Annotated in this window: 14 protein-coding genes; 12 read left to right on the plus strand and 2 right to left on the minus strand. The window is 66.1% G+C overall.

The genetic code is table 11. The features are described 5' to 3' along the window. The first annotated feature begins 200 nt into the window (after positions 1–200). The 8 genes from BM396_RS25660 to BM396_RS25690 all read left to right on the plus strand — a co-directional run bounded on the left by BM396_RS25660 (position 201) and on the right by BM396_RS25690 (position 8,454). Entirely contained in the window at positions 201–1,091 is an 891-nt protein-coding gene (locus tag BM396_RS25660; RefSeq protein ID WP_043386523.1) for a hypothetical protein, read from the plus strand. Between the two features lie 110 nt (positions 1,092–1,201). After that, positions 1,202–1,645 carry a hypothetical protein gene (locus tag BM396_RS25665; RefSeq protein ID WP_139239541.1) on the plus strand — a complete coding sequence of 148 codons (444 nt, stop codon included), beginning with the start codon at positions 1,202–1,204 and terminating at the stop codon, positions 1,643–1,645. 14 nt (positions 1,646–1,659) lie between these two features. After that, on the plus strand, positions 1,660–3,384 hold the full coding sequence (locus tag BM396_RS33470; protein WP_244538953.1) for an AAA family ATPase: 1,725 nt from the start codon (positions 1,660–1,662) through the stop codon (positions 3,382–3,384). Between the two features lie 582 nt (positions 3,385–3,966). Next, on the plus strand, positions 3,967–4,539 hold the full coding sequence (locus BM396_RS32310) for a hypothetical protein (protein ID WP_139239542.1): 573 nt from the start codon (positions 3,967–3,969) through the stop codon (positions 4,537–4,539). Continuing rightward, on the plus strand, positions 4,533–5,534 hold the full coding sequence (locus BM396_RS25675; RefSeq protein WP_051976216.1) for a GHMP family kinase ATP-binding protein: 1,002 nt from the start codon (positions 4,533–4,535) through the stop codon (positions 5,532–5,534). The genes BM396_RS32310 and BM396_RS25675 overlap by 7 nt, the downstream gene beginning before the upstream one ends. Positions 5,535–5,602: 68 nt before the next feature. Then, positions 5,603–6,535, plus strand: a complete 933-nt coding sequence (locus BM396_RS25680) for an NAD-dependent epimerase/dehydratase family protein (protein WP_043386516.1) — start codon at positions 5,603–5,605, stop codon at positions 6,533–6,535. 82 nt (positions 6,536–6,617) lie between these two features. After that, positions 6,618–7,205 (plus strand): D-sedoheptulose 7-phosphate isomerase, encoded by a 588-nt coding sequence (locus BM396_RS25685; protein ID WP_043386513.1) that lies wholly within the window; start codon positions 6,618–6,620, stop codon positions 7,203–7,205. Between the two features lie 10 nt (positions 7,206–7,215). Further along, entirely contained in the window at positions 7,216–8,454 is a 1,239-nt protein-coding gene (locus BM396_RS25690) for an HAD-IIIA family hydrolase (protein WP_244538954.1), read from the plus strand. Between the two features lie 54 nt (positions 8,455–8,508). Here BM396_RS25690 and BM396_RS32955 read toward each other — a convergent pair whose 3' ends face one another. Together BM396_RS32955 and BM396_RS25695 are read right to left on the minus strand one after the other, a co-directional pair. Beyond that, positions 8,509–8,658, minus strand: a complete 150-nt coding sequence (locus BM396_RS32955) for a hypothetical protein (protein WP_164706398.1) — start codon at positions 8,656–8,658, stop codon at positions 8,509–8,511. 98 nt (positions 8,659–8,756) lie between these two features. Continuing rightward, positions 8,757–9,299 (minus strand): NUDIX hydrolase, encoded by a 543-nt coding sequence (locus tag BM396_RS25695; RefSeq protein ID WP_043386508.1) that lies wholly within the window; start codon positions 9,297–9,299, stop codon positions 8,757–8,759. A gap of 207 nt (positions 9,300–9,506) precedes the next feature. On the opposite strand from BM396_RS25695, the gene BM396_RS25700 reads away from it, so the two are divergent. The 4 genes from BM396_RS25700 to BM396_RS33160 all read left to right on the plus strand — a co-directional run. After that, positions 9,507–10,763, plus strand: a complete 1,257-nt coding sequence (locus BM396_RS25700) for a class I SAM-dependent methyltransferase (RefSeq protein ID WP_244538955.1) — start codon at positions 9,507–9,509, stop codon at positions 10,761–10,763. Positions 10,764–10,765: 2 nt separating this feature from the next. After that, the gene (locus BM396_RS25705) at positions 10,766–11,731 is read left to right on the plus strand and encodes an NAD-dependent epimerase/dehydratase family protein (protein WP_043386502.1); all 966 of its coding nucleotides are present in this window, start codon (positions 10,766–10,768) and stop codon (positions 11,729–11,731) included. Next, on the plus strand, positions 11,718–12,644 hold the full coding sequence (locus BM396_RS25710; RefSeq protein WP_043386500.1) for an NAD-dependent epimerase/dehydratase family protein: 927 nt from the start codon (positions 11,718–11,720) through the stop codon (positions 12,642–12,644). The genes BM396_RS25705 and BM396_RS25710 overlap by 14 nt, the downstream gene beginning before the upstream one ends. A 323-nt stretch (positions 12,645–12,967) precedes the next feature. Continuing rightward, positions 12,968–13,526 (plus strand): hypothetical protein (locus BM396_RS33160; RefSeq protein WP_210165438.1); only part of this gene is annotated, 559 nt, incomplete at its 3' end.

Genomic DNA, 13,526 nt, shown 5'->3' on the forward strand with positions numbered 1-13,526 from the left:
CCGCCCGTCCCGGCAACCCGCCTGATCGCCTGAAGGTGCACTGGCACGCGATACGCCGTGCCTCAGCGTCCCCTCGCAATCCCGCAATCCTGACGCCTTCGTCGCCGCAGTCCTGAGGCCGCGGAAACGAGCCCGTTCGCCGCCCTGCCGCCGTTCGGCGAAGGGCGCGCGGTTTGGTGTCGCCTGGACGGAAACCATCCATGACCATCGTCGTCCCCCACCCCGCCGCCCAGCGCGGCGGCCGACAGCGGTTATCTGCACGTGGGCAGCCTAGCTCCGGGCCGACCAGCCGGATCACCGTCCCGCTCGGGAGCGCCGCCGCCGTCGGCTACGGCCACGTCCAGCCCCCGATCCCACAGATCTGCGCACCCGAACTGATGGCCGCGGCCGAGGCAGCGCTCGACGGCGCGTTCCGGGCGACCTTCGTGCCCGATCCCCTGCTCGGACCAGGCTTGTCGCAGCTCGGCTCCGTGCTGGCCTCCATGGTCAAGCGGCATGGGTCTCTGATCGAGGCGGCCATCACTGACGTCCTCGAGCGAAGCGGGCGCTACATCGTGCTGCGCAACGTCGCGATGCCGATCACCGTGCCGACCCAGGAACTCGTCCGCGCCAGCAGCGTCGCCCAGCTCAACCAGACCTCGATCGAACTCGCGGGCGCCGTCGCGCAGTCGGTATTCCTCGACCTAATCGTCGTCGACCGGAGAGAGAGCCGAGCCATCATCGCCGAGGTCAAGAGAGGCTCCGGAAAAAATGAGGCTAGGAAAATACACCAAGTCGAATGGGTGCTGCGGTGCGCGCAGGTCCAGGGTCGCTCATTTTTGGCCTCACTCGGCTACGAGGTCGCTCAGACTCGCGCGGTGCTGATCGACGTCTATGGAAGGGCGGGATACTGCGATGACCTTACGGTGAGCGGACCGGCCATAGATCAGCTGTTCGCGACCCCGGTCTCGTCGGCTCTCGAGACTGTGACCGCGGCGCTTCAAGCCCGATTGCGCGCGGCTGTGCCGGACCTTCTGACGATGGCGTTGGCGAGCCTCGCCGTTCCTGAAAACGTCAAACACCCGCACTCGCCCGGGCCGTTCGCGCCCTGATCGCACCACGCTGGCATCGGGTCGCGACCGCGACCTGATGCGTCCATCTCGCTCTCCATCAATCCCGCACCGCGCGCCTGCGCGCCGGCGTGCTCTCCAGGTCTGTCTCAATGACACTCGCTCGTGACCCCGATGCCCACCCCTCCGGCACAACTGACGCGGCCAGCCTCTCGCTGCTGCTGTCCTGGTGGCGCGTCCTCGCCCCTCAGACGCTCGATATGCCGGCGCAGTGCCGCTTGGCCGCTGCCCTGAAGGCCGCGCAGCCCCTGCCGTCCCCCGACTGGTCCGCGGCTTGCCGGGGCGATCCGGCGGCTGCGATCCACATCGCCCTCGGCGTCCTCGCCGAGGCCATCGCCTTTCCTGGGCGCCTCGATCCGGCGATGTCGGCGCTCTGCCTGTGCGCAGCGCGGGGTGACGGCTCCTGCATCGACCTGCTCGTGCACGTGCTCGGGCGGCGCGCTCGACGCCGGGCTGATCTCAAGGTGCTCTGCCTCGCCCACGCTTGGTGCTCCGTTGCGCGCCGCGGTTCCGACCGCGTCGGCGTCGCCCGCTGAGAGGGAGGAATCCGATGGCATTCTCTTCGACCCCGCCTGCCTTGCAGATCGACCCTGAAGCGGCACGTCGCCTGCTCGAACCGATGCTTCCGCGCCGCCTGCGAGCCTGCCTTGCACAGGATCTGCGCGTGGATTCTGCCTGTTCCGAGATCGCCCTGGAGATCACCACCCTCGCCCCGGATGCCGAGGCCCTGGTCTCGGCCTGGATCGCGGCAAGGACTTCTTCGGACGGTCTTTTATGGCGTGACCGTCGATGGATCGCCCGACGATCCGCCCTGATCCGGTTCCTCGACGTGTTGGCCGTGGAGCGCGATCAGCCGGTGGCGCGGGCGTTGGCCGATGTCGCGACGCTGCTTTCCTGCGCCGGCGATGATCGCAGAGCTGCCGCGCGCTTGGCCCAGCCCCTTTGGCAGGAACGCGAAGCGGTTCTCGACCTCCGGAAAGGGTTCGCAGCCCTGGCCGAGGCGCAGACGCGCCTCGCTCTCGGACGCGTTGCCGAACCGGGCGCCGATACGGATGTAACCGGGGCGACCGATCTCGCTGTCGCCCTGCAGGCAGCTTGGCACGACGCGCTCAAGGATGCGCTTCTGACGTTTTCCGAGAAGACGAGCAGCGCCATCGCTGCGGCTGCCGCCCTGGCCTGTGGCGTCGATGACGCCTTCGCCGGCGATGTGGCACTCGTCCACGCGCTCGTACCCGTTGGGGAGGTCTTGACACGGCCGGTTGCAGACAACGCGGCGACGCGGGAGCGGTGCAGGTGGAAGATGATCGAGGCTCGCCTCGCCCAAAACGAGGCGCGCCGGCGCGAGAAGGCGGCGACCGTCGAGACGACGGCACAGATACCGGACGCCGATGTCCCACACGCCGAAGTGCCCAAGGGGCACGTTCTCGTCGTTCCAACGATCCAGGAGACCGGGAGCGACCGCGGCAAGTCCATCGCGCGCGGCTATGAGCACATCATCGGTAAGCCGCTCCCGCTCGTCGAGGTGCCGGATCTCGCGGCTGTGCGCGCTCGGTTGACCTTCGAGTTTCCTTACGCGCAGGCCATGATCGACAGGCTTCTTGCCGATCTGATCGGACGTGAGCACGCCACGTTCCGACCGACCCTGCTGATCGGCCCGCCGGGAGCCGGCAAGAGCCGCTTTGTCGCGAGGATCGCCCATCATCTTGGATTGGGGCTGTGGCGAGTCGATGCGACTCGGGACGCGGGCGCATCGCTGGGTGGCCTTGATCGTCGTTGGGCAACGTCGGAGCCCGCGCATCCGATCATGGCGGTGGCTCGGTCTGGCACCGCCAATCCGCTGATGCTGATCGACGAGTTGGAGAAGGCCGCAACGCGCGCAGATCACGGTAGGCTTTGGGATGCCTTGCTCCCGATGCTCGAGCCGGAGACCGCCCGGGCCTACCAAGATCCTTGTTTTCAGACGGAGACCGACATCAGCCGTGTCTCGTGGCTGGGCACGGCCAACGAGGTGGGCAACCTGCCCGCTCCGTTGCTTGATCGCCTGCGCGTGCTGGAGATGCCGGCACCGCGCCACGCGGATCTGGAGGCATTGCTCGGACCGATCGTGGCCAGGATTGCGGAGGATCGCGGGCTCAATCCCGCCTTCGTTGCGCCACTGGACGGAGTGGCGATAACATTACTTCGACGGTCATGGCGTGGCGGCTCCGTGAGGCGGCTGATGCGATTAGTTGAAGCTTTCGTGACGGCGCGCGAATCTCTTGCCGTTCGACAATAGCTAGACGGGTCTCAATGGACACACCGTAGCGTGAGGCCAGCGTGCCGGAGCTCTCGTGCGAGCGGGAGATCTCGGCACGCGGCTGGGGTTGTGTGTGCTGGATAGGGATGACGAGCATCAGCGCTCTCTACCAGCGAAGTGGCGGCGCAGACCTGCGGATCGCCATGCATGAGTTGTGATCGTCCAGCACGCCGCATCCCGACGACGATCCGTAAATTAACATCTAAAAGCCTTTCCTGTTAGCGTATCTAAAAATTAAGATGCGGGGGCGGAATTTGATTTGATGCAGTCGAATCAGTGCGATCTGCGGCAAGCCTGTGCCAAATCCAGCATTTTTAATCTTATACAGACCGCAAGATCGAATTGTTGATCAGTAGATTTTTTTAAAAGATGATGTCGTAAATGGTGTGCGGCTAGCACAAATTTAAGATGCCGGCATATTTAATTGTCTATCTAATATGTTCATTTAAATCTGCCGTGCAACAGCAGAGGAGTCATGTTGGCGGCTCGGCGGAGCGCCTCTGGGGCGGTGCGATGAACGGATCTGCAGAGTTTACAATCCCTTAACCATAAAGGAGGCATGTGACCTACGGAAAATTTGTCTTCAAACTCGTGGCCGTGGCCGGCATGTGCGCACAGGATGCTGATTTTTCGGATGCGGTCAGGCTAAAGATTGCCGTGTCGGACCGTGTCGTAGTCGTCAGTGAGGCCGATGTAGTTAAAGCTGTGGCATCGGTTGCGTTCAGGTCTTTCTCAGACTCCTCGCGAGCGAGCCGCGTGAACGGTGACGTCGCGACTTGTTCACCGAAGGGCCGGAATCGGTCCATGCTGCCAATTGAAGAGCAGTGGTCCGGTGCTGTCGATCTGACGCGGCCAAAGAAAGGCATTTCAAATCAGTTCAGCTTTGTTGCCCAACGTATTGATGAAATCATGTCAAATCAGAACAATTATAATGATGCAATTACTTCTGCCGATGCTTCGAATATTGACGATGATCATCGACTTTTCGAGGAGAAGTCATTCGGTGCCGGTCATTTCCATGGTGACATGGCTGTGCACGTGCATCGCTCTAGCAATCGAACCGAAATTATAGATCGAAGCTACTTAAATCGAACAAGTTCTGAGGATATAAAATTGGGAAAATTTCTATGCTGACAGTCACGCGAACACCGCTGCGTATTAGCTTGTTCGGCGGCGGCACCGATTATCCGGAGTACTTCGAGCGCGCGCCCGGCGCAGTCGTCGGCGCAGCGATTGATAAATACATCATCATCGCAGCGCTCGATTTGATTGGCTGTCAAGATTACAATTATAGATTAAGTTATTCCCGCGTTGAGCATTGCAACACTATTTATGAAATCGAACATCCGGTCGTTCGGGAGGTGCTTAAGCATTTCGACGTGACTCGCAGGCTTGATATGAGCATCATCTCCGATTTGCCTGCGGCGGGCAGCGGATTGGGCTCTTCTTCGGCTTTCACAGTTGGCTTCTTGCGTACGATCTACGCGATATTGAATCAAAAGCCTACGAAGATCGAATTGTCGAAGAAGGCAATCGAAGTCGAACGTGAAATCCTGCGCGAGAACGTTGGTGTCCAGGATCAGCTCCACGCAGCCTTCGGCGGGATCAACCGATTTGATTTCAGCGGTTCCGCGATCCGCATCTCCCCCGTTCAGATGAGTTCTGCGGCCACACAACAGCTTAACGCGTCGATGGTGCTGGTCCATACGGGCATCGCGCGGCGCGCGACGACCACGGTCGCCGCCCAGATCGCCGTGACGCGCGCGCGCGCGATCGACAAGGAATTGTCCGAACTCTACCGTCTCGTCGAGGAATGCGTCTCGCTGCTGGAGGCGGGGACGAGCGGCTGGCTCACGCAGCTCGGCGATATGCTCTCCGCCTCGTGGCGCATCAAGCGGACCCTGTCGCGTGAGGTCTCGAATGCGGTGCTCGACGATCTGTTCGAGGCGATCATCGCGTCGGGGGCCTACGGGGCGAAGCTGTGCGGCGCGGGCGGGGGCGGTTTCTTCCTCGCCCTCATCGATCCGGACCGGCTTCCGGCTCTGACCGAACGGGTGGCGCCGCTATCCGTCGTTCCGATCGGCATCGATGTCGACGGGTCGACCCTGATCTATCGCCAGACCCGCTGAGCGGCGCCCGCCCATCATTCCAGCCCGGCCGCAGGCGGCCCGACGGCTCATCGCGACGAGAGGCAACGATGCGAATTCTGATCACCGGCGGCGCCGGCTATATCGGGACGATCCTGGTGCCGATGCTCCTGGAGCGCGGGCATCACGTCACGGTTCTCGACACGTTCAAGTCCGGAGGGCCGGACCTGTCCTCGGCCTGCCAGTACGATACGTTCGAGCCGATCAAGGGCGACGCCCGCGATACGCGCATCCTCGACGACCTGATCCCGAAGCACGACGTGCTCATCCCCCTCGCGGCCCTGGTCGGCGCACCCCTGTGCAAGGAGGACGCGATCGGCGCCACGACCCTGAACCGCGATGCCGTGATCGCCCTGGTCCAGCGCGCGGGCGGGGAGCAGAGGATCGTCTACCCGACGACCAATTCGGGCTACGGCGTCGGCGAGGCCGGCAAGTTCTGCACCGAGGAATCACTCCTGCGGCCGATCTCGCTCTACGGCACCACCAAGGTCGAGGCCGAGACGGCCGTGCTCGACAGCGGGCGCGGCGTCAGCCTGCGGCTCGCGACGGTGTTCGGCATGGCGCCGCGCATGCGCCTCGACCTCCTCGTCAACGATTTCACCCACCGGGCCGTGACCGACCGGGCGCTCCTGGTCTTCGAGGGCCACTTCAAGCGCAACTACATCCACATCCGCGACGTGGCCAAAGGCTTCATCCACGCGATCGACAATTACGACCGGATGCGTGGCGAGGCGTACAATCTCGGCCTGTCGAGCGCCAACCTGTCGAAGCTGGAACTCTGCGCGCGCATCAAGGCGCACGTCCCGAATTTCGTTTATGTCGAGGCCCCGATCGGCGAGGATCCGGACAAGCGCGACTACATCGTGTCCAATGCGAAGCTGGAGGCGACCGGCTGGTTCCCCGACTTCGACCTCGACCGGGGGATCAAGGAGCTGATCAAGGGCTTCCGGATGATCCGCAATTCGCGGTTCGCCAACGTCTGATCCGGACGCCTCCAGCCCAGCAGCGATCACCCCGCCGGACGGCCCGACAGGTCGGCCGGCGCGGGCACGGACCGAGGTGCTCATGAGCGCGATCGTCGATTTCCTCACGCAGACCCGCGACACCTTCCAGGCGGCCCTCGACGATCCCCGCTTCCAGGCGACCCTCGCCGAGATCGCCGACGTGGTGACCGCATCCCTGCGCGGCGGCGGCAAGCTCCTGACGATCGGCAATGGCGGGAGCGCCGGCGACGCGCAGCACATCGCGGGCGAGTTCGTCTCGCGGCTCAATTACGATCGGGCGCCCGCCGCCGCCCTGGCGCTGACCACGGACACCTCGGTGATCACCGCGATCGGCAACGATTACGGGTACGAGCACGTGTTCGCGCGGCAGGTGCTCGCCCTCGGGCGGCCGGGCGACGTCCTGCTCGCCCTCTCCACCTCCGGGCGCTCGCCGAGCGTGCTGAAGGCGATGGATGCGGCGCGGGCGCTGGGCGTGCGGGTCGTCGCGTTCACGGGCGCGACGGGCGGAGCGATGCCGGAACGGGCGGATCTGTGCCTGTACGCGCCGTCGGACGCGACGCCCCTGATCCAGCAGGTCCACATCACCGCCGCGCACATCGTGTGCGGCCTCGTCGAGGAAAGCCTGTTCCCCCGCGGGACGGCGGCGTGAAGGGCGGCCCGTGACCGAGAGACCGAGAGGCGCCGGCAGCCCCGTCCGGCAGGCCATGATCCTGTGCGGCGGATTCGGCACCCGCCTGGGCGCGCTGACGTCGGCGATGCCCAAGCCGCTGCTGCCCGTGGCGGGCGAGCCGTTCTTGGACGTCCTGCTGTTCGAGCTCGGCCGCCACGGCTTCACCGACATCGTGCTGCTGGCCTCGTTCCACAGCGAGAAGATCCGCGCCTACGCCGCCGACAACGCGGTCGCGCGACGCTTCGGCATGACGCTGCGGGTCTCGATCGAGCCGGAGCAGGCTGGGACCGGCGGCGCCGTCGTGCACGCCCTCCCCGAGGCGGACGAGACCTTCCTCCTGCTGAACGGCGACTCGTGGTTCGACGTCAACCTGCTGGCCCTGCCCGCCCTGGCGGCGCGTCATCCGGAGGCGGCGATGGTCCTGTCGCTCCGCCGGGTGCCGGACGCGGCACGCTACGGCGTCGCGCTCCTCGACGGCGTGCGGATCACCGCCTTCCTCGAGCGGCCGCCCGAGCCGGGCCCCGGTCTCGTCAATGCCGGCGTCTATCTGGTGTGCCGCGACGCCTTGAAGGGCTTCCCGCCGGCCTGCTCGCTGGAACGGGACGTCCTGCCCGCTTTGGTCGCCGAGGGCCGCGTCGTGGGCGAGGCCTACGACGGTTACTTTCTCGATATCGGCGTGCCCGAGAGCTACGACCGCGCTCAGGTGGAGATCCCGGCCCGCCGGACGAGACCGGCCGCCTTCCTCGACCGGGACGGGGTCCTCAATCACGACCACGGCTATGTCGGTTCCGTGGACCGGTTCCACTGGATGGAGGGCGCGCGTGATGCGGTCCGCGCGCTGAACGACGCCGGCTTCTTCGTGTTCGTCGTCACGAACCAAGCGGGGGTCGCCCGCGGCTTCTACACCGAGGCCGATGTCGCCCGTCTGACGGCCTGGATGCGGGACGACCTGCGCGCGGCGGGCGCGCATATCGATGATCTCCGGTACTGCCCCTATCATCCGGACGGGACGGTGGAGGCCTACAGGGCGGTCCACGGCTGGCGGAAGCCCGAACCCGGCATGATCCTCGACCTGATGGACCAGTGGGACATCGACCGCGCGCGCAGCTTCCTGATCGGCGATCAGCAAACCGATCTCGCCGCCGGCCGGGCGGCGGGGCTCGCCGTGCATCACTTCCGGTCGGACGACCTGCTCGCCTTCCTGCGCGAGGCCGCGCTGACGGGCTAGGAGACGGCAACACGTGTGAGGGATTGTCGAGACGCGCGTCGCCGCGCGGCGGGTTCAGTCGTGGGACTGGATCGAGAGCTCCGCCTCGGCCGCCTCACGCATGGCGCGGTCCCAGTCGAGCCGGCGCTTGGGCGGCGTCTCGCGCTCGGCGTCCGCGGCCTTCCGATCTCGCGGAGCGACGATCTTGATGTCGTACTCGGGCACGCTTCAATCCGCTCTTTAACCTGCGATTAATCGTATTGGCGGAACGCGCGGGCCTTGTCAGCGGTTCGATCGCTCGATCCACAATCCGGTGACGCTCCTCATCCGCAGCCGGACAGACCGATCAGGATCATGGCGGCATGCACGGCTCCGACGATGGAGCCCGACTGGGCGAGCCGCAGAGCCTCGGCCCGCGGCACGCGCATCACCGCGATGTCTTCGCCGGGATCCGGACGCGCCGGCCCGGCCGCAATCACGCGGGCGCGGACGAGATGCATGCGGTTGGCGTAGCGGGCCGGATCCGCGTTGAGGGTGACCACGCGTTCGGCATCGGCAAAGGTGTAGCCGGTTTCCTCGCGCATCTCGCGCTCGGCGGCCGCGAGGATATCCGTGTCGCCGGGGTCGATGGCCCCGCCCGGAAGCTCCAGGCTCGGGCTCCCATAGGCGTGCCGGTATTGGCGTACGAGGATGACGTGATCGGCTGCGTCGATGCCCAGCACGAGGGCGATGTCCGCGGTCTCGAGCACGTAATAGGGATCGAGGACGTGGCCCGACGGTGTAACGCAGTCGTCGGCACGGAGTCTGAGCCATCGATCCTTCACGATGTAGTGCGACTTGCGTATCGTCCACGCGGTTTCGGGCATGATTGTTTCCAAATCGAAGATATTGGTAGTGTTTTCGGCGGAGATGCGCTGAACAGCGCGATGGTGCGGGCGGTATGGATCGGGTCGAATCCAGTGGTCCTGCCCTGTCGTCGATCCGGGCCGGAGCGATCGTTGCGCCCCTCCAGCTCAGCCGGTAAGCGTCTCGGGCACGTAGAGTCTCGCGCCGCGGATGTCATAGGTCGTACGATGACGGGAACGAAACTCGCCATGGCATGCCGCGTCTGCGATGGACGCGATGTCGAGCTGTTCCTCGACCTCACCGACCAGCCGCATTGCAACCGCCTGATCCCGCCGGACCTCGTCGACCGGCGCGAGCCGCATTTCCCCCTGCGCGCCGGCTTCTGCCACGACTGCACGCTCGTCCAGATCGATCACACGATCCCGAAGGAGAGCATGTTCAGCGACTACCCCTACGTCTCGGGCACGACGAAGACGCTGGTGGAGCATTTCCGCCAGACGGCGGCCCGGCTCGTGGCGCGGTATGGCCTCGGGCCGCAGGACCTCGTCGTCGATATCGGCAGCAACGACGGCACGTGGCTGCGGCAGTACGAGCCCTTCGGCCTGCGCCGCTGCGGCGTCGAGCCCGCCGCCAACGTCGTGGAACTGGCCCGCGCCGCCGGCGTGCCGACCTTGAACCGCTTCTTCAACGAAGAGACCGCCGAGATCGTCCGCGCGCAGGACGGGCCAGCGAGCCTGATCACCGCCGCCGGCGTCTTCTTCCACCTGGAGGAACTGCACAGCGTCGTGAAGGGCATCGTCACGCTGCTCAAGCCGGACGGCGTCTTCGTCGTGCAGGCGATCTACCTGGGCGGCATGATCGAGAACACCGCCTTCGATCAGATCTACCACGAGCACCTGTGCTACTACACGCTCCGCTCCCTGGAGCAGCTGTTCGCGCGCCACGGCCTGGAGGTCTTCGACGTCAGCGTGGTGCCGGTCCACGGCGGCTCCCTCGAGGCGCATGTCGGCTTCCCCGGCGCCCACCCGGTCAGCGACGCGGTCAAGCGCATGCGCGCCGACGAGGAGGCCCGCGGCTATGGCACATTCGAGACCTATGTCGGCTTCGCCGAGAACGTCCGGCGCCTGCAGGCGGCGCTGCTCGATCTGCTGGAGCGCATGAACGCCGAGGGGAAGACGGTCCACGCCTACGGCGCCCCGGCCAAGGGCGCGACGCTGCTCAACGCCTTCGGCATCGGCCCGCGGCTGGTTCAATATGCGGCCGAGAAGAATCCGCTGAAGTTCGGCCGCCTGATCCCCGGCGCCCGCATCCCGATCGTCGAGGAGGGCAGCGTGCCCGCGCCCGACGCCTATCTGGTGCTCGCCTGGAACTTCATCGACGAGTTCCTGGCGCGCGAGCGCCGCTACCTCGAGAACGGCGGCGCCTTCATCGTTCCGGTGCCGGACCTCAAGGTGATCACCGCCGCCGACCTGCCGGCAGCCTGAGCGTGGCCGCCCTCCCCTCAGCCCCCTTGCCCGAGGCCGTCGTCGTCGTCGGTGCGACCGGGTTCGTCGGCCGCAACCTCGTCGCGCATCTCGCCGGCCGCGTGCCGCGGCTGATCGCGGTCAGCCCCTCCGGCCAGGCGGTCCCGGGGGCGACCGAGGCCGCGCGCTTCGACGCCCTCGAGGCGCTCTCGGTCCCCGCCGACGCGATCGTCGTTAACGTCGCCGCGCAGCGCTACGACGCCGACAAGTTCGAGACGGCGCAGAGCGACCTGCTCACCGGCAACGCCGAGATCGCCAACCGCCTCTACCGGTTCTGCCTGACGAAGGGCATCCGCGAGGTGCGCGCGGCCTCGAGCGTCGCGGTCTACCCGGCAGCCTGCGATCCCCTCGACGACGCGCGGCCGGTCGACCTCAACGCGCCGCCCAATCCGAACGAGGCCTTCTACGCGTGGTCGAAGCGCTGGTCCGAGGTGGTCGCCGACCTGCACGCCGAGCGCTACGGGATCCACACGATCAGCTTCCGCCTGAGCAACCCCTACGGTCCCCACGACTCGAGGGATCCGCGCAAGGCGCATGTCCTGCCGGCCTTCGTGATGCGCGCGCTGGCCCCGGGCGAGCGCTTCACGATCAAGGGCAACCCGCTGGTCGAGCGCGACTTCATCTACGTCGGCGACGTCGTCGACGCGTTCGCTCGGTCGCTCGCGATCCGGGAGACGAGCGACGCGCTCAACCTCTGCCGCGGCGAGACCACGACCCTGCTCGACCTCGCCCGCACCATCCTGGAGGTGGCGGGAGAGGACCGGCCCGTCCACGCCCCCGACACGACGACCCACGGCGTCCTCGCCCGCCGTTCGACCAACCAGCGGCTGCGCGAGCGCTTCGGAATGTCGACCTTCACGGGGCTCGCGGACGGGCTGCGGCCGACGATCGCGTGGTATCGCCAGGAGTACCGCCATGCCGGGGCCTGAGCGCGACATCGTCATCGGGGCGGACGGCTTCCTCGGGCGCAACCTCGTGCCGCGGCTCCGGGCCGAGGGCCGCGAGGTCGTCGAGATCGGCCGCGCGGCGGGCGACCTGTCCGACTGGGCCAATGTCGAGCGGGCGTTGCGCGACGCCCCCCCGGCCGGCCGCATCTTCCACGTGGTGACCCGCCAGCGGACCGGCGCGATTCAGTACGACATCCAGGGCGAGCTCCTGGCGATCAACGCCCGGATCCACCTGAACGTCCTCGAGGCGTGGCGCCTGTACCAGCCGCAGGCCAAGCTCGTCTCCACGGGCTCGTCCTGCACCTATCCGGAATCGGCCGAGCCCCTCCCCGAGGCGCGCTTCGGACAGGGACCGACCCATCCCTCCGTGATCGGCTACGGGCTCGCCAAGCAGGTCCTGGCGACGGGCTCGGCGGCCTACGCGCACCAATACGGGTTGAGCTTCCTGCACTGCGTGCTGGCGACCCTGTACGGTCCGCACGACAACACGGCCTCCGATCGCAGCCACTTCGTCGGCGCCCTCCTCGACCGGGCCGTGCGGGAGAAGGCAGCGGGCGCGCAGGCCTTCGAGGTCTGGGGCAACCTGCAGACCGTCCGCGAGGTGCTATACGTTGACGACCAGATCGACGCGATCCTCGCGGCCGACCGGGCGTTCGAGAACGAGATCCTCAACTGCGGCGCCAACACCCCCATCACCGTCGAGGCAGTAGCGCGGGCGGCCCTGGTCGCCCTCGACTGGTCCGTCCCCCTCGTGAGCCCGCCCGGCTCGTTCCAGGGTGCGGCCTACAAGATGCTCGACTCGACGCGGTTCCTGGGCCGGGTCGGCTGGCAGCCGCGCATCGATCTCGAGGCGGGCCTGCGCAGGCTCGTCGCGGCGGAGTACGCCGAGCACTGACAAGCCGCATTCGGGACTGGACTTGCTTGGCTGGAGCAAGTCCACTTCGCCGTGCGTTCGAGCTATGTGCCGACGGGCAGGAGTGCCCTCTACAACGAGACGAGTCTGGCAGTTTGATCCTCCAGGCTCCGGCCGGTGATCGCGTAGGCTTCCTCGAAGCTACATCCCACCATAAGGCAACGCGAGGGAGCGGTTCCGGATGTCGCGCGAGATTGGTGCCCGCCCGAGCGCTCCGTAGCAAGCGCACCGACATTCGGTGCAGCCATCGCTCTTGCGACGTTCGTTGCTAGCCTTCCGAGACCTGCAGGCGAGCGAGCATAGCCATGACGGTAGCGGATTCAGTACGAGCTTGGTCGGCCAATGTCCGATGGGACCGGGAGATACGGCGCGCCGCCCGCTTTGTGGCCTGGGCCCTAGCGGATCGCTCTGAGTTTGGCCGAGCGGGTTGCCGGGCGACGGATGCGGAAATCGCCGCCGAACTGGGGGTGGCGGAGAACACCGTCAAGAATGCGATATTGCAGCTGCGGTCGCGCGGTCACATCGATTGGACGTGGCGTACGAGCCGCGGACAGGACATTCGAACCCTTTTTCCTGTCCTCGCCACAGACCAGCTATCGACACCGCGTGTCACTATGGACCCAGCACCGATTGTCGGTGCAGACACCGATCCGGAGCATACCTCATGCGAGTCGCTGAATTGCGAACTCAAGGAGGTCGCAATGACGGCGCCAGCGACAATCAATATCGTCCAGGACATTCCAATTCTTGAACCGAGCCTCACCAAAGAGCGGCTATCGCTACCGCATGCCGCTATAGGCCTAGCACCGAGAGTCGGTGCGGATACCGATCCGGAACCTGCCTCATGCGAGCCGCTGAATGGCG

This window comes from Methylobacterium sp. UNCCL125 (assembly GCF_900116795.1).
Classification (GTDB): domain Bacteria; phylum Pseudomonadota; class Alphaproteobacteria; order Rhizobiales; family Beijerinckiaceae; genus Methylobacterium; species Methylobacterium fujisawaense.

Excerpts from the sequence above, each read along its gene's own strand:
- BM396_RS25695 (WP_043386508.1), bottom strand. The coding sequence starts at position 9,299 with ATGCCCGAAACCGCGTGGACGATACGCAAGTCGCACTACATCGTGAAG.
- BM396_RS25685 (WP_043386513.1), top strand. The coding sequence starts at position 6,618 with ATGAGCGCGATCGTCGATTTCCTCACGCAGACCCGCGACACCTTCCAG.
- BM396_RS25700 (WP_244538955.1), top strand. The coding sequence starts at position 9,507 with ATGACGGGAACGAAACTCGCCATGGCATGCCGCGTCTGCGATGGACGC.
- BM396_RS25710 (WP_043386500.1), top strand. The coding sequence starts at position 11,718 with ATGCCGGGGCCTGAGCGCGACATCGTCATCGGGGCGGACGGCTTCCTC.
- BM396_RS33470 (WP_244538953.1), top strand. The coding sequence starts at position 1,660 with ATGGCATTCTCTTCGACCCCGCCTGCCTTGCAGATCGACCCTGAAGCG.
- BM396_RS25675 (WP_051976216.1), top strand. The coding sequence starts at position 4,533 with ATGCTGACAGTCACGCGAACACCGCTGCGTATTAGCTTGTTCGGCGGC.
- BM396_RS25660 (WP_043386523.1), top strand. The coding sequence starts at position 201 with ATGACCATCGTCGTCCCCCACCCCGCCGCCCAGCGCGGCGGCCGACAG.
- BM396_RS25665 (WP_139239541.1), top strand. The coding sequence starts at position 1,202 with ATGACACTCGCTCGTGACCCCGATGCCCACCCCTCCGGCACAACTGAC.
- BM396_RS25680 (WP_043386516.1), top strand. The coding sequence starts at position 5,603 with ATGCGAATTCTGATCACCGGCGGCGCCGGCTATATCGGGACGATCCTG.